The sequence below is a fragment of the Streptomyces sp. NPDC001787 genome (assembly GCF_040297465.1).
Lineage (GTDB): Bacteria > Actinomycetota > Actinomycetes > Streptomycetales > Streptomycetaceae > Streptomyces.
This window is the reverse complement of record NZ_JBEOZE010000021.1, coordinates 89,258-109,561: the sequence shown is the minus strand read 5'-3', so window position 1 is coordinate 109,561 and position 20,304 is coordinate 89,258. Positions and strand designations below refer to the sequence as shown.

At 69.6% G+C, this 20,304-nt stretch carries 15 protein-coding genes and 4 pseudogenes; 13 read left to right on the top strand and 6 right to left on the bottom strand.

Annotated elements, in window-relative coordinates; genetic code table 11:
* Positions 1-45 precede the first annotated feature (45 nt).
* Positions 46-1,026, top strand: a complete 981-nt coding sequence (locus ABT170_RS26400; RefSeq protein WP_351871331.1) for an Acg family FMN-binding oxidoreductase — start codon at positions 46-48, stop codon at positions 1,024-1,026.
* 217 nt (positions 1,027-1,243) lie between these two features.
* On the opposite strand, the gene ABT170_RS26395 is transcribed toward ABT170_RS26400, so the two are convergent.
* A complete protein-coding gene (locus ABT170_RS26395) occupies positions 1,244-1,378 on the bottom strand; it encodes a hypothetical protein (protein ID WP_329943585.1) in 135 nt (44 codons plus the stop codon).
* 223 nt (positions 1,379-1,601) lie between these two features.
* Here ABT170_RS26395 and ABT170_RS26390 point away from each other — a divergent pair, with 223 nt between their 5' ends.
* From ABT170_RS26390 to ABT170_RS26355, 8 genes are all read left to right on the top strand, one after another.
* The gene (locus ABT170_RS26390) at positions 1,602-2,648 is read left to right on the top strand and encodes an NAD(P)/FAD-dependent oxidoreductase (protein WP_351871328.1); all 1,047 of its coding nucleotides are present in this window, start codon (positions 1,602-1,604) and stop codon (positions 2,646-2,648) included.
* A gap of 102 nt (positions 2,649-2,750) precedes the next feature.
* Entirely contained in the window at positions 2,751-3,092 is a 342-nt protein-coding gene (locus ABT170_RS26385; RefSeq protein ID WP_329943587.1) for a thioredoxin family protein, read from the top strand.
* A 45-nt stretch (positions 3,093-3,137) separates the two neighbouring features.
* Entirely contained in the window at positions 3,138-4,022 is an 885-nt protein-coding gene (locus ABT170_RS26380) for a class I SAM-dependent methyltransferase (protein WP_351871324.1), read from the top strand.
* 276 nt (positions 4,023-4,298) lie between these two features.
* Positions 4,299-5,360, top strand: coding sequence for a GNAT family N-acetyltransferase (locus ABT170_RS26375; RefSeq protein WP_351871321.1), 1,062 nt, complete (start codon positions 4,299-4,301; stop codon positions 5,358-5,360).
* Positions 5,361-5,507: 147 nt separating this feature from the next.
* Complete coding sequence (locus tag ABT170_RS26370) at positions 5,508-6,230, top strand: GNAT family N-acetyltransferase (protein ID WP_351871319.1); 723 nt, start codon at positions 5,508-5,510, stop codon at positions 6,228-6,230.
* A 165-nt stretch (positions 6,231-6,395) separates the two neighbouring features.
* Positions 6,396-8,702 carry a M20/M25/M40 family metallo-hydrolase gene (locus ABT170_RS26365; RefSeq protein WP_329943591.1) on the top strand — a complete coding sequence of 769 codons (2,307 nt, stop codon included), beginning with the start codon at positions 6,396-6,398 and terminating at the stop codon, positions 8,700-8,702.
* 324 nt (positions 8,703-9,026) lie between these two features.
* Positions 9,027-10,502: an NAD(P)/FAD-dependent oxidoreductase gene (locus tag ABT170_RS26360; protein WP_329943592.1), complete on the top strand. Its 1,476-nt coding sequence runs from the start codon at positions 9,027-9,029 to the stop codon at positions 10,500-10,502.
* A 246-nt stretch (positions 10,503-10,748) separates the two neighbouring features.
* Positions 10,749-11,732, top strand: coding sequence for an AraC-like ligand-binding domain-containing protein (locus tag ABT170_RS26355; RefSeq protein WP_351871315.1), 984 nt, complete (start codon positions 10,749-10,751; stop codon positions 11,730-11,732).
* Between the two features lie 155 nt (positions 11,733-11,887).
* Here ABT170_RS26355 and ABT170_RS26350 read toward each other — a convergent pair whose 3' ends face one another.
* Complete coding sequence (locus ABT170_RS26350) at positions 11,888-12,268, bottom strand: hypothetical protein (protein WP_329943594.1); 381 nt, start codon at positions 12,266-12,268, stop codon at positions 11,888-11,890.
* A gap of 672 nt (positions 12,269-12,940) precedes the next feature.
* Here ABT170_RS26350 and ABT170_RS26345 point away from each other — a divergent pair.
* Together ABT170_RS26345 and ABT170_RS26340 are read left to right on the top strand one after the other, a co-directional pair.
* The gene (locus ABT170_RS26345) at positions 12,941-13,297 is read left to right on the top strand and encodes a peptidase inhibitor family I36 protein (RefSeq protein WP_329943595.1); all 357 of its coding nucleotides are present in this window, start codon (positions 12,941-12,943) and stop codon (positions 13,295-13,297) included.
* Between the two features lie 1,458 nt (positions 13,298-14,755).
* Positions 14,756-15,517 (top strand): hypothetical protein, encoded by a 762-nt coding sequence (locus ABT170_RS26340; RefSeq protein ID WP_351871310.1) that lies wholly within the window; start codon positions 14,756-14,758, stop codon positions 15,515-15,517.
* Positions 15,518-15,612: 95 nt separating this feature from the next.
* Here the strand turns inward: ABT170_RS26340 and ABT170_RS26335 are convergent.
* Positions 15,613-16,480 (bottom strand): annotated as a pseudogene (locus ABT170_RS26335) (IS5 family transposase).
* Positions 16,481-16,729: 249 nt separating this feature from the next.
* A complete protein-coding gene (locus ABT170_RS26330; protein ID WP_351871308.1) occupies positions 16,730-17,467 on the bottom strand; it encodes an alpha/beta hydrolase in 738 nt (245 codons plus the stop codon).
* A gap of 566 nt (positions 17,468-18,033) precedes the next feature.
* Here ABT170_RS26330 and ABT170_RS26325 point away from each other — a divergent pair.
* Both ABT170_RS26325 and ABT170_RS26320 read left to right on the top strand, forming a co-directional pair.
* A pseudogene (locus tag ABT170_RS26325) lies at positions 18,034-18,892 on the top strand (IS256 family transposase); the annotation flags it as partial.
* A gap of 49 nt (positions 18,893-18,941) precedes the next feature.
* Positions 18,942-19,121: pseudogene (locus ABT170_RS26320) on the top strand (GNAT family N-acetyltransferase); the annotation flags it as partial.
* Between the two features lie 8 nt (positions 19,122-19,129).
* Here ABT170_RS26320 and ABT170_RS26315 read toward each other — a convergent pair.
* Positions 19,130-19,363: pseudogene (locus ABT170_RS26315) on the bottom strand (transposase); the annotation flags it as partial.
* A 129-nt stretch (positions 19,364-19,492) separates the two neighbouring features.
* Positions 19,493-19,993 (bottom strand): hypothetical protein, encoded by a 501-nt coding sequence (locus tag ABT170_RS26310; protein ID WP_351871305.1) that lies wholly within the window; start codon positions 19,991-19,993, stop codon positions 19,493-19,495.
* Positions 19,994-20,304 lie beyond the last annotated feature (311 nt).

Here is a 20,304-nt window from a genome sequence, read left to right as displayed (position 1 = left end):
GCCCTTCGGATGGCGGCGGAGCGCAGCCGGCCACATGGTGGGTTCATGGATTCCGAGGGGTGGCCCGATGCCGCGCTGGGTCTGGTCGGGACGGCTGTGCGTGCGCCGTCCTCACACAACACCCAGCCGTGGGCTTTCCGTTTCCGGGGTGACGCTCTCCTGCTGTACGCGGACCGTACCCGCAGGTTGCCGGTCAACGATCCGCATGACCGGGAACTGCACATCAGCTGTGGCGCCGCCCTGTTCAACCTCCGGCTGGCTGCCGCGTACCGGCGTCTGACCGCGGATGTCACCCTGATGCCCGAGCCCGCCGATCCCGGCCTGCTCGCCCGCATCGCGCTGGTGCCCGCCACGGTCCAGGGGCCGCAGCGGGATGTCCCGCTGTACGCGGAGATCGGCCGACGCCGCACCGTCCGCTCCGGCTTCACGGCACGGCCGGTGCCGGCCTCCGCGCTGGCAGCGGCCAGGGACGCGGCGGTCGGCGAAGGAGCCGGGCTGGCCTTCCTGGAGCCGGGTTCCGCTCGCCGGTCGGCCGCCGCCGCGGTGGGGGAGGCCGGCCGGCGGCAGTTCGCGGACCGGGCCTGGCGCCGGGAACTGGCCTCGTGGACCCGGCCCGCGGACACGGGGGACGGCCTCACCGTCCGCGTACCCATGGCAGCTGCCGGCGCTGCCCGGACCCTGCTCCGCGCGCTCGACATCGGGCCCTTCTACGGCCGGCGCCAGGGCCAACTGCTGAGGGACGCCCCCGCCGTCGCCGTCATCGGCACCGACGGCGATGAACCCCGTGCCTGGCTCATCGCCGGCCAGGCACTGCAACGCACCCTGCTGACCCTGACGGGCCACGGTCTCGCCGCGGCGTTCGCCAACCAGCCCTGCCAGCTCGGCGGCCCGCCGCGTACCCGACTCCACGACGCGGTCGATGGCGCGTGCGGGAACCGGCCGCAACTCATGATGCGCATCGGCTACCCCCGTACCGCCCCAACTGCCGCTCCGCGCCGCCCCGTCGCCGACGTCCTGCTCCCCTGACACCTCCGGGACGGCGGAGCGGCCACCCGACCTCGCCTTGTCCGGTGGCTACAACATCCCCCGGACGGCAGCCAGTCCGGTCGCCGTTGCGGGTGGTGAAGGCTCGCCCGGACTCGGCCACAGGCCACGGGGCGACCACGAACCGCTCGCCCGGAGCCACGCGGGTGGACGTCCCTCCGCAGTGAGGGGACGCGCAAAGGGACACCCACCTCACCTCCTAGTGGGTGGAGAACGCGACCGCCGTGAAGTGGGTCGAGTAGATGTACTGCGCGGTCGGCGGGATGTCCGCGCCGCCCTCCTCCACATCGAGGTCGAACATGTCATCCACCTGATCCATGCTGTCTGCACTCATGGTGACTACCTCCAGTGAGCTGTGCTCCGGCCGGGCCGGGATTGCACCGGTCATCACATGATTCCCCCGCAACAGGGCCCGGTAAGGCACATGTCACTCGGAAGAGACGGATCAGGAGAGGAGCCGATCGCGGGGGCAGGGGGGCGACAGGATTTGCGAAAACGGCAAAGCTTTTTGTTGGCCTCCTGATCGGAGGTACACGCTCGTGGCGGAGGTGATCGCCATGAGCGATACGAAGAACAATGCGCAGCACCGTACGACGAACGATGCGCAGCACCGTACGAAGAGCGCCACTCCTGACGAGGGCGTGTACGACGTGGTGGTTGTGGGCGCGGGAGCGTCAGGACTGAGTACAGCCCTGGTTCTGGCCAGGGCCCGTCGACGGGTCGCGGTGGTGGACGCGGGCGAGCCGCGCAACGCTCCTGCCGCGCACATGCACGGCTTCCTGTCCCGGGACGGGATGTCCGCGGCCGACCTGCTGGCGGTGGGCCGGGCCGAGGTCGCCGGCTACGGGGTGGATCTGTTCGAGAGCCGCGTGGATCAGATCGACCCCGGCTTCCTCGTCCGTCTGGACGGCGGTGCGGTTCTCGGCGCCCGTCGGATCGTGGTGGCCACCGGACTGCGGGACGAGCTCCCCGCGATCCCCGGCGTACGGGAACGGTGGGGCAAGGACCTGCTGTTCTGCCCCTACTGCCACGCGTACGAGGTACGCGACCAGCCCATAGGGGTGCTGGGTACCCACCCCGGCGCGGTGCGGCACGCGTTGCTGCTGCGGCAGTGGTCGCACGACGTCGTGTTCTTCTCGCACACCCTGGACCTCGGCGCGGAGGAGCGCGAGCAGTTGGCCGCCCGCGGCATCGTCGTCGCCGACGGGACCGTCAAGCGCCTGGTGACAGAAGGCGACCGGTTGCGCGGCGTCGAACTGGCCGAGGGGCATGTCGTCCCCCGCTCCGCGGTCTTCGTCTTCCCCCGGATGGTGCCCCACGACACCCTGCTCACCGGCCTGGGGTGCGAGCGGGACCACAACGGCTGGGTGACCACCGACAACGCGGGCCGGACCAGCGTGCACGGGGTGTGGGCGGTCGGCAACGTATCCGACGCGAAAGCGCTCGTGATCACCGCTGCGGGGCAGGGGGCGGCGGCCGCGTTCGCCCTCAACCACGACCTGGTCGCGGAGGACGTCGAGCGGGCGGTGAAGGACGCCGGCTCTTCGTCCCGGGAGCCGCAGTACTTGCCGCGGCCGGCCCCGCGAGGCGCAGTGTCCGGCTGACCCACGGTCGTTGGGCCGGCCGGCTGCCGGCAGATACGGGCCCGGTCGTCCGGGAGCCGTGCACATGCAATCACGAACACACCGACAAGGGAGAGTTTCACCATGGCGGCAAAGCCCGCAGGTTCCGTGGACAGCGTCACCGAGCAGACATTTCCCACGCGCGTGCTCCAGGCGAGTCGCCCCGTCCTGGTCCAGTTCTGGGCCGAGTGGTGCGGGCCGTGCATCAGGGTCACGCCCGTCGTCGAGCAGATCGCCGCCGAGCACGCGGGCGTCCTGGACGTCGTCAAGGTCAACGTCGATGAGGAGCCCGTGCTGGCGGACCGGCACGGCATCTCCTCGATCCCCGCCTTCGTCGTCTACGCCGACGGTGCTCCTGCCAAGGCGTGGACGGGCGCCGCCCCGAAGCCCCTGCTGGAACGGAGCCTCGGCCCCTTCCTTCGCTGAGCCCAGGTGGTGTCCACCGCCCGTGCCGCTGGAAATGGAGGACTCATGAACTCACATCACGATCAGGACATCGAGTGGGACGTGCTGGGTGTGCACCGGGAGCGCGAGGCGGGTCTGCACGCTTCCGCCCTCGCGCGGACGATGGACTGGTTGCGGGATCTGTTGCGGACCACCGGTGGCGGACGCACACCCGTCCACCGGGTGCTGGACATCGGCAGCGGGCCGGGGGTGGTCACGTGTCTGCTGGCACAGGCCTTTCCGGACGCCGAGGTTGTCGCTGTGGACTGGTCGCCCGGCATCCTGGAGAGGGTCCGCTCGCGTGCGGCGGCCCAGGGAATGGGCAGCCGCGTCGTCACCCAACTGAGGAAAAACCCGGGTGAGTTCGGATCGCCGGACTCCGCGGATCTGATCTGGATCCGAAACGGCTTCCATCGCATCGGCGACCAGGAAGCGGCATTGCGCTCTCTGGCCGGCTGCTTGCGGCCCGGCGGGCTCCTTGCCGTCGCGGGAAGCGGGCTGCCCCCGCGATTTCTGCCGCGTGACATCGGCATGGGGCGTCCAGGCCTGCAAGCCCGCCTGGACGCCGCCTCGGAGGACGCCTTCGGCGATATGCGCGACCAATTGCCCGGTTCGGTGAGGACGGTGGAGGACTGGCCGGCCATGCTGGCCCGCGCGGGGCTCATCCCCAGCGGGACACGCAGCTTCTTCACCGACCTCCCGTCACCCCTCGGAATGCCGGCGCGCGAGCATCTGCAGATGCACCTGACCCGGCTGCGCGATCAGATCGGCGACCGACTGGAGCCGGAGGACCGCGCGACTCTGGAGCGTCTGGCGGACAGCGACACCTGCACCGGCATCCTCGGCCGTCCGGATGTCTTCTATCTCACGGCCACCACTGTCCACACGGCCCGCTCATGCCGCGGCTTCTAGCACTGCGGCCGGAGGCCGGTCGTAATACCGGACCACGCGACGGTTCCGCCGGGTCCGGGTGGCCCGCCGTCCGCAGCGCGGCGGACGAAGTCATGGTCGGCGGAGCTGGTGTCGCCGGCGCCATGGCCGCCCGCTTCCGTGCCCGCGTGTTCCACACCATCGTCTTTCCCAGTTCCTACCTCGCGACGGCCGTCGCTTCTCTCGGACTCGTCCTCGCCCGACCATCGCCACAGCAGCCCCGGAACGGGTGCACTCAGCACCGAGAAAGGACCTCCCGTGAGTGGGACCGCACGTCATCACCCCGGACTCGGCGCACTGCGCGACCGGGTGACCGCCCCGTCAACCGTCGAGCTGCCCACCGCCGGCGACGGGCTCACCTGGAGACCTGCCACCCCCGGTGACATCGGCCTGATCCTCGACCTGGCGCATGCCGCCGGAAGGATCGACCATCCCCGCTCGCTGGTGACGAGGGACGAGCTGGAGGCGGAATTCAGCAGCGAAGTCTTCGACCCCGAGCGCGACGCGGTGATCGCCGTGGACGCCACCGGCCGCGCTGTCGCCTTCGGCTCGGCCACGGCCCCGGCGGCCCAGGAGCCGATCGTCCGGGTGGAACTGGCCGGAACGGTGGCTCCGGACCGCCGTGGTGAAGGCATCGGAACAGCGCTGCTGGCATGGCAGGAGGCCCGGGGTCTTCAGCATCTCGCGGCGAGCGACGCGACCCTGCCCGGCTGGCTCGCCGCCGGCGCGCAGGACCACGCCACTCCCGCGATCCGGCTCCTGGAGGAGCACGGCTACGAACGTGTCCGGTGGTGGCTGGAGCTGGAGCGTGATCTCGGGGCGCCGGTGGCCGAGCCGCCGCCCGCCCAGGGAGTGCGGCTCGTGCCCTACGGCGAGGAGTGGACGGAGCGGGCCAGATCCGCGATGAACGACTCCTTCCGGGACCACTGGGGCAGCCGGCCGGTGACCGCCGCCGAATGGGCCTCCGGTGACCGGCTCACAGCGTTCCGTTCCGACCTGTCCCTGCTCGCCGTCACCCCGGACACCCACGAGGGCGAACGCGTCGTCGGGTTCGTCTTCGTCGAGGTGGAGCCGGACGAGTGGCCGCTGCGTGGCGTCTCGTTCGGTTACCTCACGGCCGTCGGCGTACGGCGGGACGCGCGGGGACGAGGACTGGCCCGCACCCTGCTGGCCCATGTGCTGAGGGCGCTGCGGGCGGAGGGCCTCGACCACGCCGTACTCGACGTCGACGCCGAAAGCCCCACCGGCGCCCTCGGCCTCTACCAGAGCCTCGGCTTCACCGTCACCGACCGCTCGGTCAGTCTCGTCAAACGCTTCTGACCCACCCCGCACCAATCCCATCAGGACTGACCCCAGGGGCTGTTGACGCGCAGCAGTCGGCAACTCCACACCGGGACCTCCCCTCCCGGTACGACGTGTGGCACATCGCCAGGCCGCCCGACCCACGACGAGCAGGAAGCACCCGACATGTTCCCCTCCGCCATCACCGACTTCTGGCTGGTACCTTCCCCCACGAGCCGGCTCCTCCATGGCGACAGCGCCTTCAGCGTCACCGCCGACACCGCGCTCGACGAGGACGAACGGCTCACGATCCTCACGACGACCGAGGGAAGGACGCGCGTCCTGCTCACCCCCGCGGTCGCCGAGGCGGTGGGCCTGCAAGACGGTCGGCCGGTCGACGAAACCGGCTTCCGGCAGCGGCTGGAGAAGTCCGGAATCTCACTGCACGGCGCCGACAACCTGTTCTACTTCACCCATGAGGCCCGGGAGGATCTGCTCGGCGAACCGGACAGCCCCTCGATCCGCCCACTCACCGATGCCGACGCGGACGTGTTCCGACAGTTCGAGGAAGCGGCGTCCGATCAGGATCTCGACGACGCGTCCGTCGAGCTGGACCACTGGGCGGTCCACGGGGCGTTCGAGGACGGGCAGTTGGTGTGCGTGGCGAGTATGTACCCGTGGCACGGTGCGCCGCTGGCCGATCTCGGAGTGCTGACGCTCCCCTCGTACCGGGGCAAGGGACACGCCCGCCGCCTCGTGCGCGCGATCTCCCGGCACGCCCTCGCACGGGGCCACGAGCCCCAGTACCGCTGTCAGCTCGACAACCACGCCTCGGTGGCGGCGGCCGGATCGGCGGGCCTGACCCTGTTCGGAACCTGGGACGTCGTCTCCCCGGAATCTGCCGTGTAGCGCCGTCCGTCTCCCTGGCGCGGAGCGACGTCCGCGTACACGAAGTCGGAGCGAACCCTGGAATCCACGGACCATCAGGGGAAGAGCCCGGCAACGGCACATCTCGGCATCCCGGTGCACACCGGCCCCACGACCGTCCTCCCACTCCAGCTATGAGGTTGATCCGTGCAGCTCCTGACCAAGATACGCGGACGGATACCGGCCCTGTCCGCTCTCCTGCTGCTGCTCCTCACCGCTTTCGCGGCCACACTGCCGTTGCGCACCTCCGAGCCCCGGCCGGTCTCCGCCCCCGCCGGCGACTTCTCGGCGTCCCGTGCCGTTGCCCTGCTCGACGGAATCGCGACGGTGCCGCACCCGGCGGGTTCGGCCGCGCAGGCGGACGTACGGGAGTATCTCGTCGGTGAGCTGCGGAAGCGGGGTCTGCGGCCCGAGGTCCAGAGCCGGGTGGCTCCTTCGGACGTCGACGAGGCGCCGGCCGTGGTCGGTTCGGTCTCCAACATCCACGCCACGATTCCCGGCAGGAAGCCCACCGGCCGAGTCCTCCTCGTCGCCCACTACGACTCCGTGCCGATCGCCCCGGGCGCCGCGGACGACGGTGCGAACGTCGCCGCGATCCTGGAGATCGCCCGCCTCCTCAAGGCCGGACCGCAGCTCCGCAACGACATCGAGATCCTCTTCACCGACGGGGAGGAACAAGGGCTGCTCGGCGCACAGGCCTTCGTCGACGCGGAGGCCGGCTCGCCCCGGACCACTGACCCCCGGCAGACCGTCGTGGTGAACATGGAGGGCAGGGGTCCCTCCGGGCCCGTCATGATGTTCCAGATGGCGGGCACCGGTCTCACCTCCGCCGTACGCGCCTCCGGCGCACTCACCACGTCTCTCTCCGCCGCGATCTACGACCGGCTGCCCAACGACACCGATCTGACCGTCTTCGACGAGGCCGGGATGCGCGGTCTCAACTTCGCCTTCATGGACGGCTCCGCGCACTACCACACCGCCCACGACACCATCTCCCGGCTCGATGCCGCGAGTGTGCAGGACATGGGCGACGCGGCCCTCGGAGCGGTCCGCCGGCTCGGCGGCACGGACCTCTCGCAGAGCGGTCCGGACGCCACGTACTTCTCCCTGTTCGGCACGGTCGTGTCCTACCCGGCATGGCTGACCCTGCCGCTCGCACTGGCTGCCGCGCTGGGCGTACCCCTGATGCTGTGGTTCGGCCGACGCCGTGGGCTGTCCCTCGGCGGCACCGGACGGGCCGCCGTGACCTTCCCGCTCACGCTCATCGGCGCCGCCGTCATCGGGCGGGCCGGGTGGTGGGCGCTGAGCCTGGCCCGGCCGGACTTCGCGCTCAGTGAGGGCAGCGTCCACCACCTCGCCCGGTACGCGTGGGGTGAGGCACTGCTCCTCCTGGTGCTGCTCCTCGCCTGGTACCGCTGGGCCCGCCGCAAGGCGTCGCCGCTGGACATCGTGGCGGGTGTGCTCGGCTGGTCCGCGCTGCTCGCCGTGGTCTGCGCCGTGCTGCTGCCCGGGGGCGCCTACCTCTTCACCTGGCCGGCACTGCTCGGACTGGCGGTTCTCGCGGTGACGCTGAGGTGCACACGGGCGGATTCCCCCTGGCGGGCGGTGGCCGGAGCGGTGACGGCCCTGCCGGTCGTGGCGCTCGTCCTGCCGGTCGTACTCCTGCTGCTGCCCGCTCTGGGGCTGACGCTCACCGCGGCCCCGCTGGTCCTCGCGGTGCTGCTCGTGGCGTTGTCGCTGCCACTCCTGGAGCCTCTTCCCCCGCGCCGGGCATGCACCGTCGCCATGCTCGCGACAGCGGTGGCGGGCGCGGGCACGCTGGTCGTGGGCACGGTCCTCGACGGCTACAGCGCCGACGAACCCCGGCCGGTCAGCCTGGGCTACGTCCTTGAGTCCGACACGGGCAAGGCCACCTGGGTCGGCCTCGGCGACTCCTCCCGGCCCGCGGTCCGCAAGCTCCTCACGGGTGATCCGGCACGTTACGACGACCGCGTTCCTCCGCTGGGCGTTGCCGCGCTCGCGAACGGCGCGGCCGAGGCCGCGCCCCTGGACACTCCGCTGACCAAGAACGCCTCGGCCGTCGAGACCGGCGGTGTCCGTACGATCCGGGTCCGTATCCAGGCCCCCGCCGGCGCGCACAGCATCGACATCCACGCCGCCACCGGCACCCACCAGATCCTCGGCGCCACCGTCGAGGGCGCGAGGATCGCCGGCGGGCCCGAGCACCCGGAGGGCGGCTGGGGCTGGAGTCTCAGCTACGCGGCCCCGCCCGCCGACGGCATCGACCTCGTCATCCGCACCCGCGGCAAGGGCCCCCTGCCGCTACGCGTGGTGTCCACCGCGGTCGGCCTGCCGCACGGGGTCGATGCGCCCGTTCTGGCCGCCGACGAGGGCTGGGCGAGCTGGCCGTCGGTCGCCGGACAGACCTTCGTCGTACGGACCTTCCGGCTCTGACCCCATCCCGCCGGGGCCGTCCGGAATTTCCCTCCGTTCAGGCTGCGACCGGGAGGCGGCGTGCGTCGTCCGGGGTGAACGGATTCGTGCCCCGGCGACCGCACGGGAAGCCCCTGTTGATCGCGCCGCGCCCCGGCCCGCATACCGGGGGAGCCGCACGGGTGGATCTGGGAGGGGCGGTCGGGAGTCGTCTTGATCGAGCCGCGCCGCGGTGGCTGGATGACACGTGCGCCCAGGTCCGGACCGTGCGGTCACCACCCACCGTGGTCCCGCGTGCGAGGCCCCGGGGCGTGGCCCGGCTGGACAACGCGAAGGAGTGCGGGCGTGGCTGTGCAGGGTGTCGATGTGCTGGTGATCGGTGCGGGGGCGGTGGGCCGGTCGCTGGCCTTCGCGCTCACCGCGGCGGAGCCGTCAATCCGCGTGGTGCTGGCCGGCGAAGCCGATAGCGGTAGTGGGGCGGCGTCGAGTGCGGCAGGGGCGATGCTCGGCGCGTCGGGGGAAGTCACCGATCTGGGGGTGCGGACACCCCACGGCCGGCTCCGTATCGAACTCGCGGTCGCCGCGGCCGGGAGGTGGCCGGCCTGGCGGGAGCAGGTCCGCGCACGCGCGGGGGCCATGGCTCCGGAACAGGATGGGTACAGGACCGGCACGTTCATGGTCCTGAACGCGGTCTCCTCCGGTCTGGACGACGCTTCGTTCGCCGCCGTCGCCCGTTCCGCGGCCGAGCACGGTCTCGCCTGCCACGACACCGACCCGGCGGACATCCCGGGCTACCGGCCGTTGGACAACGACCGTGCGCTGCGCGCCTGGCATCTGCCCGAGGAGGGTTTCCTCGACGCCCGGGTCTGGCTCGCCACCCTGGACGCGGCACTCACGGCCCCGTCCGGCATGATCCGCGTTCCGACGGGCACGCTCACCGCGGCTCCGGGCGGCGGCTACCTCCTCGACACGCCCACGGGTGTCTTCCGGGCCCCGCGCGCGGTTGTCGCGGCCGGGGCCTGGACCACCCCGATCCTCGACGCCCTCGATCCCGACCTGCCGGTCGTACCCGTGCTGGCCGCGGCCGGGACCGCGGTGACGGTGACCGGTCCCGAGCAGTGGCCTTCGGTGGTTCGGACCCCCAACCGGGCGTACGCGTGCGGCCTGCACGCCGTCCCGCAGGCCGACGGGACCCTCTACCTCGGTGCCAGTGCCCACCCGGCCCTGGCTCCCACTGCCCATCCCACTGCCGGCGCCCTGCGTTTCCTTCTCGACGCCGCGCTCAGCCAGCTCGACCACCGCCTCGCCGGCGCCGGGGTCGTACGCACACATCACGGCAACCGCCCCCTGACCCTGGACGGTCATCCCGTCATCGGCCCCACCCTCCGTGAGGGCTTGTGGGTGGCGTCGGGTACGCACCGCGACGGCCTGCACGCCTCCCCGCTGATCGCCACCCTGCTCGCCGACGCCCTCCTCGCTCCCACGGGACCGGCCGTCCCGCTGCCGGGACCACTGGGCGCGTTCGCGCCGTGCCGGAAGCTCATCGCCGACCTCACCATGAAGGAAGCGGCGGCGGAAGCGGCCTCGCATCACGCGGCGCTCGCCGCGGAGGCCCGGATGAGGCCACCGTTGACCGGCGCCTGGCCCCAAGCGCTGGCCGACTCCTACGACGGCCTCATGGACCGCGCCTACGCGGCCATGCCCGACGGCTACGTCCCGCCCCCGGACCTCGCCCCACTCGCCTACGAGACCACTGGTCAGGCTCTCGCCGAACTGGCGGCCTCGCACACGGCCCGCCGCGAGCGCGCCCACGCCCCGTAAGCCTGCCCCGTCCCGGAACGGCGGCACCGTCCCGGAACGGCGGCGCCCCTCCCGCGCCCCGGCGGAGTCTTCCCGCCGTATGCCAACGGCGCCGACAGCTGTGCCCGGGTGCCCGGCTGCGCCGCTTCATTGTGAGGTCCTCGGGCCGCTGGCGCGCCTGCGGTCCCTTGTGTTCGGGACCTCTTGAGGATTTGCTGGAGGTGCTGTCCCGCAACGATGCGATGCTCGCCAGGCCGGGGGGAACAGATGATCGAGGCGGTGTTCCGCTGGGAGACGCTGTCCGAGGCCGACCGATTCGAGTGCTGGCGGGAGATGGCGTGTGAGAGCCACGCGCCCAACGAGGTCGATTCGGATCAGGCCGACGACTTCCGGGCGACGCTGAGGGTGCTGGGCCTGGGGCCGGTGAGGGTGTCCGTCCTCGACTGCCCGCCGCTTCGCTCGCACCGTACTCCGAGACTGATCCGGCAGTCCGATCCGGAGCTGTACAACCTCACCTTCACCCAGCGGGGGAGTGCCGGGGCCGTCCATGCCGACCGGGAGGTACGGCTGGGCGCAGGCGATCTGATGCTGTCGACCACGTCGCTCCCGCTGCACAGCAGGATGGCGACCGACCACGACACGGTCGCGATGGTTGAGGTGCTCTTTCCCCAGGCACTGCTGCCCCTGCCCCGAGGAGCCGCGGACCGGCTGCTCGCGCTGCCCGTCTCCGGACGGAACGGTATGGGCGTACTGCTCGCCCAGTTCCTCACCCGCCTGGCCAACGAATCCGCCGCCTACGGGCAGGCCGACGCAGAACGTCTCGGCGTGGTGACTCTCGACCTGGCCGCAGCACTGCTCGCCCATCACCTCGGCGACGAGACCCCACCCGAGGCTCACCCCGACGCGCTCGTCACACGTATCCAGAGCTTCGTCCGCCGGAACCTGAGCGATCCTGAATTGACCCCACGTCAGATCGCCGACGCCCATCACATCTCCCTGCGCACCCTGCACCGGGTCTTCCAGCGCCAGGACGCCACGGTCACCGCCTGGATCCGCCGGCAACGGCTCGACGGCGCCCGCCGCGACCTCACGAACCCCACACTGGCCGCACGCCCCATCCATGTCATCGCCGCCGCGTGGGGCTTCACCCGCGCCGCCGACTTCACCCACGTCTTCCGCGCCATGTACGGCATGCCACCCAGCGAATACCGTCATATGGCGATGCCTGGCAGGGACGACGCTCGTTCATAGGAGGGGCTCACGGCCGGGCCGGGTTTCCGCACGTGGTCCCTCACCCTTGTCGGATGAGGGACCACACGCGGGTCGGCGTCACCGCGGCGCTGTTGGCGGATGCGGTGGATACGGCAGTGCCGTGGCGCCCCAGGAGACGCCGACACCCGAGCTGATCAGTCCGCGATCCACCCGCTGTTGGTGCTCACACCGTCGAACTGCAGGTAGTACTCGGCGCCAGGGGTCGAGTTCTTGAAGATGACCGTCCAGACGCCCTTCGTGGCCTTGACCCACCCGTGACACTTGTTGTGCGTGCAGACCCTGACCGAGCGGGTGGAATTGGTCTTGATGTTGATGTCGTTGCAGTAGCCCGCGACGCTGGCCCAGCGGCCGCGGTTGGGCCAGTGCGCGTTGTCGCCCGGACCGGAACCCGCTTCGGCCGAGTACGAGCCGGCGCTGCCGTAGCAGGACACCGCCTCTGTGCCGTTGCCGACGGTATCGGCGGCCTGGGCAGGGATGGTGAGGGCCGTGAGGGCCGCGGCGGCGCTGACCATCATCGCTGCGACACGCCTGTTCGTGGTGGTGATGACTTCCTCCTGTTGGGAGCGCGCGTCCCGTGAACCAGTCGCGGACGCGGGAGGCGCGGGCCGATGTGTGTTGCTGCTCAGGTACGGACGATGCCAGGGGCCGTACCGCGAAGCCTTGGTTCTCCGTGCCAGGTGCTTGGGTCCGGGTGCCACGTTTTCCCACGCCTCGCATGCGGAGTGGGCGACGGGTACGGCGGCAGAGCCGGTCCGAGACCGGCACGGCGTGGAGACGGCTCCGGCGACGGCGCGGCGACCGCTTCGGCCACGGCGGCGACAGCGGCTCGATCAGCACACAGGTAATGATCATCCAGCACACATCGAAAGATTCACCTGACGAATCGTCAACTGTGCTTGCTTCACTGCCGGGTAGGGCTCTCCTGCCTGCCTCCACCCGAACACGCCACGCGGTATCCGCTCGGCGACGCTTCTCCCGCGTCCCGTCAGCTTCTGTGACCGATGGCCTTCGTTTGGCCGTGTGGGCAGCGGGGCGGGGATCCTGATCGGAGGCTTCGGGTGTCCTGGCCGATTTCCCCGCGCGAGGGACTGGTTCTGTACGTGTGGCGGGCATCCAGGTGGGGATTCGTAGAGTGATCGATTCCGCACTGTGCGGAGTCGGCCTCGGTAGAGGGAGTTTCCATGCGCATGGCCTTCGCTGCACGACGTTTCGTGATCGCGGGTATGGGTGCGGCGGCCGCGCTGGCTCTGACGGCTGCGGCCCCGGCGTCCAGTACGGTCAAGGCGAGCGGGCCGGATGACTGTTATGCGGGCTGGGTGTGCTTCTGGCCGGAGGCCAACTTCGGCGGGACCATGGACGCCTATCAGAACCCGCAGATCCATTCGTGCGACAGCGTTCCCGGAGGCACGGTCCGCTCCATCGTCAACCGCGACGACCAGGACTGGACGGTCAGTCAGAGCTGGATCTGCAACGGCTACAGCAAGAAGGTCCCCGCCGGCGAGGTCAACCCGGACCTCGGCGACAACTACGGCTACTGGAAGTAAGCGATACCGTGCCCCGCCTCAGCGGGGCACGGCCTTACCTGCTCGTAGCACCACGGGGCCGGGAGTCCGTGAGCGATGCACCGGATCGGCGCCGGTGGATTGTCCGGCTGCGCACGTCGGCAATCATGGCCAGGACACCACCTTCGTATCGTTGGCGTCATTTCTGTCGACGTGCATCCGTCAGATGGCGAGCCGCTGAGCTGACCTGGTCGAGGCCGCACCGGCATGGTGAAGGCTCTCGCCGACACGCCCGCTCCGGCCCGAAACTTCACGGCGAAATGCCGTATCGCCATGGGTACTTATGCCGACACCGCCGATCCGGATGCATCACCGCTTCTGTCGGGACAATCACAGTCCGCAGCGGCATCCCCGCCTCGACATGGCCCAAGTGTCCAACCTCCCCTACTCGCAAGGGTTGTAAGTGCATGAGTATGTGTACTCATGCGTTGTGAATCTCCGCGCGCCACACTGTCTGCTCCATCGGGCCTTCCAGGGAGCAGACGTGACAGGTGCGGGAAAGATCATGGTTGTGGCGGTAGCGGCGGCAATTGCTCTGGCGGGTGCGGGGGCTGTACCGGCCGCCGCCGCTGGGGGACTGCTTCCGCACCCCGGGCCGGAAGGTCTGGTGTGGGTGGAGGAGATGAGAGGCGATGGTGGTGTCGCCTCAGGAGGTGCTTGGGAGGGGCTGCCGACTGTCCTCACGGTTGCTTGTGAGGGAGGCGGGAACGTGCAAGTGACCATGGAGTCGCAGCGGTTGCAGGTGGCCGAGTTCACAGTGGACTGTCCGGTCGGAAGTGCGGGGGTGGGGTCGGTGACGATGGATCCGGGAGTCGTACGGTCGGGTTCCTTCTCGATCGGCGTTGACGCCTCGGCGCAGGACATCCGGTGGGCGCTGACGGTGACGCAACCGGAGTAGAGACTCACACCCCTCATGGTGGCCCAAGTCGGTTTGTGGTAGGGCGACTTGGGCCACCTGGGGCGTGTATCGAAAGTAGATCTTGAGCATTGGGCGATCGTGCTTTGTCCGGGCAGGCCTCGAACCCGGCCGGTGGGTACGGGCAGACGAGGCGTATGCGTCCCGCCGCAATCGCACCTACCTGCGCAGGGCGCGGCATTCGTTGCATCATCCAGGACACGGCCGACCAGGCCCGCAACCGCGATAAGCGGGGTCCCGGGGTGGTCGTCCTCCGGCGTTCGACCCCGTCGACCATCGCGCGTGCCACGCGGTCGAGTGCGGGATCAACCGACTCAAGAGCAACCGGACCATGGCCACAACCTTTGGGGCTTGTTGCGAAAGTGGATCGTGTACGTAGATCGTCACAGCTGTCACACCTTGCTGACGCAGAGCCGCGGCGCCCGCGAAGTGGCCGGCGCCGTTGGCGTTGGGCTGCAACATGCGTATGCGGTTACGTGGATCTACCGATGATTCCGCCGCTCTGCATCCGATAGGTTCGGATGATGGTCAGCTCCTCTTCCCCGTTTCTCTGGCAGCCTGCGGCTTTCCCGCTTGCGGCACAGCAGGTCAAGGACGCGTACGCCCGCGTCAGGGCATCGCTCCTGGATGACGCACTGTTCATCCAGGACGCAGCCCAGTACGGCGTCACGGTCGACGAGCTCGACCGGAGAATGCAGCAGCCGCCCGCCCAGCTGGACAGCGGATCGTCGTGGGACTGGCTCGACGGTCCGGAGCACTACCGACGCGCTGTGCTGCGGGTCCTGGTAGAGGCGTATGGATCAGCCGACGGGCACGAACTCGCGGGACCCGTCGAAGTGCCCGGGGACGCGGTCCATGTGGTCGCAGCCGACGTTCACGTCGATGGGGACCTCGTGCTGGAGGAACAGGCGGTGCTGTTTGTCCTGGGCAAGCTCTCGGTGAGTGGGGCGCTGGTAGGCAGGCCGGGCTACTCCGTGGCCGCCGCGAGGGAAATCGAGTGTGCCGACGGTGCCACCGGAGGCGAGGTATTGGCGCTGGGCGGCATCCGGTGTCCGGGCACCTTCTACTTCGGTCACAATGATTGCTCCGCACGTGCGGCGTGGTACGACGGCGGCATCCTCGTCGACTTCGAGCGCTACAACGCATTCGGCCGTGTCGCCGTCCGGACGCGGGTCACCGACTGGGACTTCCCAGCTGCGGCCCGCGCCCTGGGGCTCCCCAACGATGAGGGCGACTTGCTGGGCGCGTACACGGAGAAGCTGCTGAGCGGGCAAGGCAGGGCATGACCGCAGGGCGCACAGACCGCCGGCCATCCAGAGCGTGATGGCCTGGGGCTGGGCATGAGAGGGTCCTCGGTGTCCGACGATGGGTGGATGCGTGTTCACAGCCACTCGGCAAGGACTGCGACCAGTACGGTCGCCTCGTAGCGCACAGCGAGCTTGTCATACCTCGCGGCCACGGTCCGGTGACGCCTGAGGCGATTGATCCCGCACTCGACGGCATGCCGCTCGCGGTAGTCGGACTTGTCGAACTTCGGCGGCCGACCAGCCTGGGAGCCGAGTCTCCGGCGGTTGCGGACCCGGTCGGCCGGAACAGGGATGGTCGCCTTGATGCCGCGTCTTCGCGAGTAGGCGCGGGTTACGGCGGGAGTCGTACGACTTGTCCGCCCGCACCCGTTCCGGTCTGCTGCGAGGCCGGCCAGGGCCGATCCGCGGCACCCGGATCGCGTCCAGGACCGTCACGAACTGCGGCGCGTCTCCTCGCTGCCCGGCTGTGATCACGACGGACAGCGGCTTCTGCCCCTGCTCAACGGCAAGATGGATCTTGGTGGTCAGCCCACCCCGGAGCGCCCGAGGCCGTGGTCGGCGGGCTCGGTGAAGATGCCGCCGGTCGGCTTCTTCCGAGGATCCCCCTTTTCGACGCACCGGCAGCGTGCTGGTGGGCCCGGCAGACCGTGGAGTCGACGTTCACCTCCCAGGTGATCAGGCCCCTCGTGTCGGCCCTGGTATGCAACAAGGTGAGGATCCGGGCCCAGACACCCTCGCGCGGCCATCAGGGAAAGTGTCGGTGCACGGTCTGCCAAGGCCCGTACTTGTGCGGCAGATCCCGCCACGGAGCACCGGTCCGAACCTGTCACCGAATCCCATTGATCAACCGCCGCCAGCGCCGGAACTGTGGCTCACGCCTGCCGCAGGCAGCAACGACTCCAGCACCGACCACTGCTCATCAGAGAGATCCCCACGCCTCACACCGTGATCATCACGGCATGAGGCGCGGGATGGAACACCGATCTTGTGACTGAGCTCTTCAGTTGGCGAGTTGGGTGTCTGCCTACCGGTCACGACGCCGTCGTGACCGGGCCGGACCCGTGATCGTTGCCGCCCCGACCGGCCGGTACCGCCGATGGCCGGTACTGCCGTGATCGGGGCGGTTGCGCATCTGCCGGCCACCGGCATCGAGGATGGCCGGGGCCTGTCCTCGATGGCGGTGGCCCGGCCTCACTTCAGGTGCCGGGCGAAGAACCGGGCCCCGGCGTCGAGCTCGAACCGCGGGACGCCGGTGTGCCCGCCCATGTTGGCGTGCAGCGTCTTCTCCTTGGAACCGAAGGCGTCGAACAGGTCCAGGGCCGCCCGCCTGTCGTTCCCTTCGTCGTCCCATTGCAGCAGGACCTGCAGCGGAATGGTGACCTGGCGGGCTTCCTCGAACATGGAGCGAGGCACGAAACTCCCGGCGAAGAAGCCGGCGGCCGAGATGCGCGGCTCGACCACCGCCAGCCGGACGCCGATGGAGATCACTCCCCCCTCGTATCCGACCGGGCCGCCGATCTCGGGCAGCGACAGGAGGGCGTCCAGGGTGGCCTGCCATTCCGGGACCGACTTTTCGACGAGCGGGAGGACGAGGGCGTCGATGATCTCGTCGCCGACCGGTTCGCCGGCCTCCATGGCCCGCCGCAGGTCGGCGCGGGCCTGCTCGGCGGCGGCCCATCGAGGCCGGTCACCGCTCCCGGGGAGCTCGATGGTGGCCGCGGCGAAGCCGTACTTCGCCGCGTAGTACCGGGCCCGCCCCGCCAGCCGGGGGTACATCTTGCGCAGGCCGAGGGGCGGTGGGCTGATCAGGATCAGCGGCGCCGGTGCGGATGCGGACGCGGGCGTCCACAGGATGCCGGGGATCTCACCGAGGGTGAACTCGCGTTCGAGGACGCCGTCGTCGAGGCGCTGCTCAGAAGTGAATCGCATGGTCGTGCCTTTCGGGAGTGCTCGTGAACGGCGCTCCCGGACGACCTATCGCCCGACCGTGACCCCGGAGGGGAGCACCCATGTCGATACTGCGTTCACGGGTACCACCTCCTCGTTCTCTCGCACGGCCTCCGGGAAAGTAGCAGTGGTCGCCGCGGTCCGCCAACAGGTTATCGCGGAGACGCCTGGGCCCACCGTGAAGGCGGTCACGCTCAACCCGCCAACTGAAGCGCTCAGTCGCAGATCCGAAACACGGCCAAGTCGGCTGTCCGCTACGAAGTGACGGTGCTGGTCGCGGCCATCTACGAGTGGCTGTGACCGAAGGCCCCACCAAAGCACCTACTCGTCAGCTGATCGTGGCTCACGAAGCAGGGCCCGACTCCGCCCTCCAGCGTCGTTGTCCTTCGAGCCGGTGCACATAGCGTGGAGAGGAGCCGCGCAGGTCGATGCTGAGTGGGTAGGAGCCGTACTCGTCCAGGAGCAGCTTGCGGAGGAACGAGCAATGCTCATGACCTGTGGATCGGCCTCGGGACGGACGCGAAGGGCGTACCTTCCCGAGAGATCGTCTTCTGCAGTTCCTCGGCTCCTCGGCCGGGCTGTCCCCGGCCACCGTCACGCGGCTCACCCAGCGATGGCCGGCCGACCACCAGGCATTCGGCGAGCGCGACCTGTCCGCCACGGGCTACGTCTACATCTGGGCCGACGGCATCCATCTGCGGATACGTCCGGAGCAGGCGAAGGCGGCGGTCCTGGTCGTGATGGGCGTGCGCGCGGACGGCACCAAGGAGCTGATCGCCATGGCGGATGGCTACCGCGAGTCGTCGGAGTCCTGGGCCGGCCTGCTGCGAGACTGCCAGCGGCGCGGCATACGCGCTCCGGTCCTCGCCGTCGGAGACGGTGCCCTCGGCTTCTGGAACGCGATCAACGAGGTCTTTCCCGAAACCCGCCACCAAAGGTGCTGGGTTCACAAAACGGCCAACTGCCTCGCCAGCCTCCCGAAGTCGGCCCAGCCCGCGGCGAAGAAGGCCATCCAGGACATCTACAACGCCGAAGACCGCGAGCACGCGGCCAAGGCCATCGCCGCGTTCGCCAGACAGTACGGCGCGAAGTTCCCCAAGGCCGTCAAGAAGATCACCGATGACGAGGACGAACTACTGGCCTTCTACGACTTCCCCGCCGAGCACTGGGTCCACCTGAGGACGACCAACCCGATCGAGTCGACCTTCGCGACCGTCCGGCTGCGGACCAAGGTCACCAAAGGGGCCGGCTCACGAGCGGCCGCACTTGCGATGGTGTTCAAGCTCGTCGAGTCCGCCCAGACCCGCTGGCGCCGTGAAAGCACCCCACCTCGTCGCCCTCGTCCGAGTCGGAGCCCACTTCGAACGCGGCTACCTCGTGGAACGGCCGCAGACGACCGCAGCATGAATCATGAACAGGGTGGCGGACCTGCCTCAAAGTTCGAGATCATCCGATCATGTCGGATGACACGCCAGGACAGGACCTCCCCGCCGGCTTCGGGTTCCGGCCGTATTGGGGCGACGTGGACCACGGCCCCATGGCCGCGGCGCGGCTGGAATGTGTCGAACGGGACCGGGTCGACGCCCGTTCGGTTGTGGAAGGGCTCCCGACAGCCGCCGAGATCGCCGAGGCCTCTGTGATCCCCCACTCGTCGCGGCGGTTGCGGATCGTGGTGGCCGAGCAGGTGGAGTCCGCGATCGCTTCGTAGGAGCAGCCGAACCGGAGGATCTGGAGCAGTTTGCCGAAGACGAGCCGGTCGCCGATCCGGCGCCGGTGGCAGCCCAACGGGTGGCTCTGATCAAACTCGGGCCGCTGCGGCAACAGGCCGGCCAATTGGTCCCAGAGCGGTTCAGTCAGCCATGATGGCAGTACAGGCACAGGTCTCCTCAGTGATCACAGAGCGTCGCAACTCCATGATCACGAATCTGTGCCTGTGCCGTCTGCCAACTGGCCCCGCCTGCTGACGATCTGCGCGGCCTCCGGGGTCGCGATGCCACAACAAGCGGCTCATTGCTCGTCCTCGAGGCCCTGAACGTCGACAGGCTGCGTGCCGTTGAAGGTCACCAGGATTCCGTAGGGGTCCGCCAGCCGGAACCTGCTCTCCGTGAACCGGATTGCCCAGGTCTGGTCGGCCCACACCACTGCTTCGGGAACTGCCAACGGCAACTCTGGAAGATCCAGCCAGCTCAGTTCCTCGGGTGTGAGTTCAAAGTGCCGCTCCCGGAGCCGGGTCCGGCAGTACCGTACGGCCTGGTCGACGAAGACGTCGAAACGGCTCACAACGTCGTGAGCGAGTTGGAGGGTGACCTCTTCAGGCAGCGCGGCCGGCTCAATCACCAGACTGATAGCCGCCGCGTTGCCGCCTGCCGACTCCGGGAAGCAGCCGGTCCAGCAGGCCAAAGACGGAGGGCTCTCCGTCCGTTTCAACGCAAGCCCGGCGACACGCAGCGTTGCGGGCAGGTCCACACCAATGTCCGAGATACTTGGCAGTTCGCCGTCGTCCGACATCGGCTCAGCATATGCCAAGCCGCATCACGCCGATTACCCGACAGTCGAGACACACGGTGACCGCGCGACCACTCTCCACTCCCGAACCGAGCCCTATCTGCGCGACCTCCAAGCCATCGCACGCCTTCGTCCCACCGGCGACGGACCGTGTGTCGCCCTCCCGACCGCGCTCAAGATGCCCGTCCGGCCGGGGCCAGGCTCTGACCGCGGAAGGCTCTGACCGCGGAACGCGACGCCCTCACCGCAGTTCTGGACATCGTCGCCACCGAGCGTAACCCTGCCCTGCGCGCCGCGTTCGGTGTGGGTCCCGA

Excerpts from the sequence above, each read along its gene's own strand:
- ABT170_RS26400 (WP_351871331.1), top strand. The coding sequence starts at position 46 with ATGGATTCCGAGGGGTGGCCCGATGCCGCGCTGGGTCTGGTCGGGACG.
- ABT170_RS26395 (WP_329943585.1), bottom strand. The coding sequence starts at position 1,378 with ATGAGTGCAGACAGCATGGATCAGGTGGATGACATGTTCGACCTCGAT.
- ABT170_RS26390 (WP_351871328.1), top strand. The coding sequence starts at position 1,602 with ATGAGCGATACGAAGAACAATGCGCAGCACCGTACGACGAACGATGCG.
- ABT170_RS26385 (WP_329943587.1), top strand. The coding sequence starts at position 2,751 with ATGGCGGCAAAGCCCGCAGGTTCCGTGGACAGCGTCACCGAGCAGACA.
- ABT170_RS26380 (WP_351871324.1), top strand. The coding sequence starts at position 3,138 with ATGAACTCACATCACGATCAGGACATCGAGTGGGACGTGCTGGGTGTG.
- ABT170_RS26370 (WP_351871319.1), top strand. The coding sequence starts at position 5,508 with ATGTTCCCCTCCGCCATCACCGACTTCTGGCTGGTACCTTCCCCCACG.
- ABT170_RS26355 (WP_351871315.1), top strand. The coding sequence starts at position 10,749 with ATGATCGAGGCGGTGTTCCGCTGGGAGACGCTGTCCGAGGCCGACCGA.
- ABT170_RS26350 (WP_329943594.1), bottom strand. The coding sequence starts at position 12,268 with ATGATGGTCAGCGCCGCCGCGGCCCTCACGGCCCTCACCATCCCTGCC.
- ABT170_RS26345 (WP_329943595.1), top strand. The coding sequence starts at position 12,941 with ATGGCCTTCGCTGCACGACGTTTCGTGATCGCGGGTATGGGTGCGGCG.
- ABT170_RS26340 (WP_351871310.1), top strand. The coding sequence starts at position 14,756 with ATGGTCAGCTCCTCTTCCCCGTTTCTCTGGCAGCCTGCGGCTTTCCCG.
- ABT170_RS26330 (WP_351871308.1), bottom strand. The coding sequence starts at position 17,467 with ATGCGATTCACTTCTGAGCAGCGCCTCGACGACGGCGTCCTCGAACGC.
- ABT170_RS26310 (WP_351871305.1), bottom strand. The coding sequence starts at position 19,993 with ATGTCGGACGACGGCGAACTGCCAAGTATCTCGGACATTGGTGTGGAC.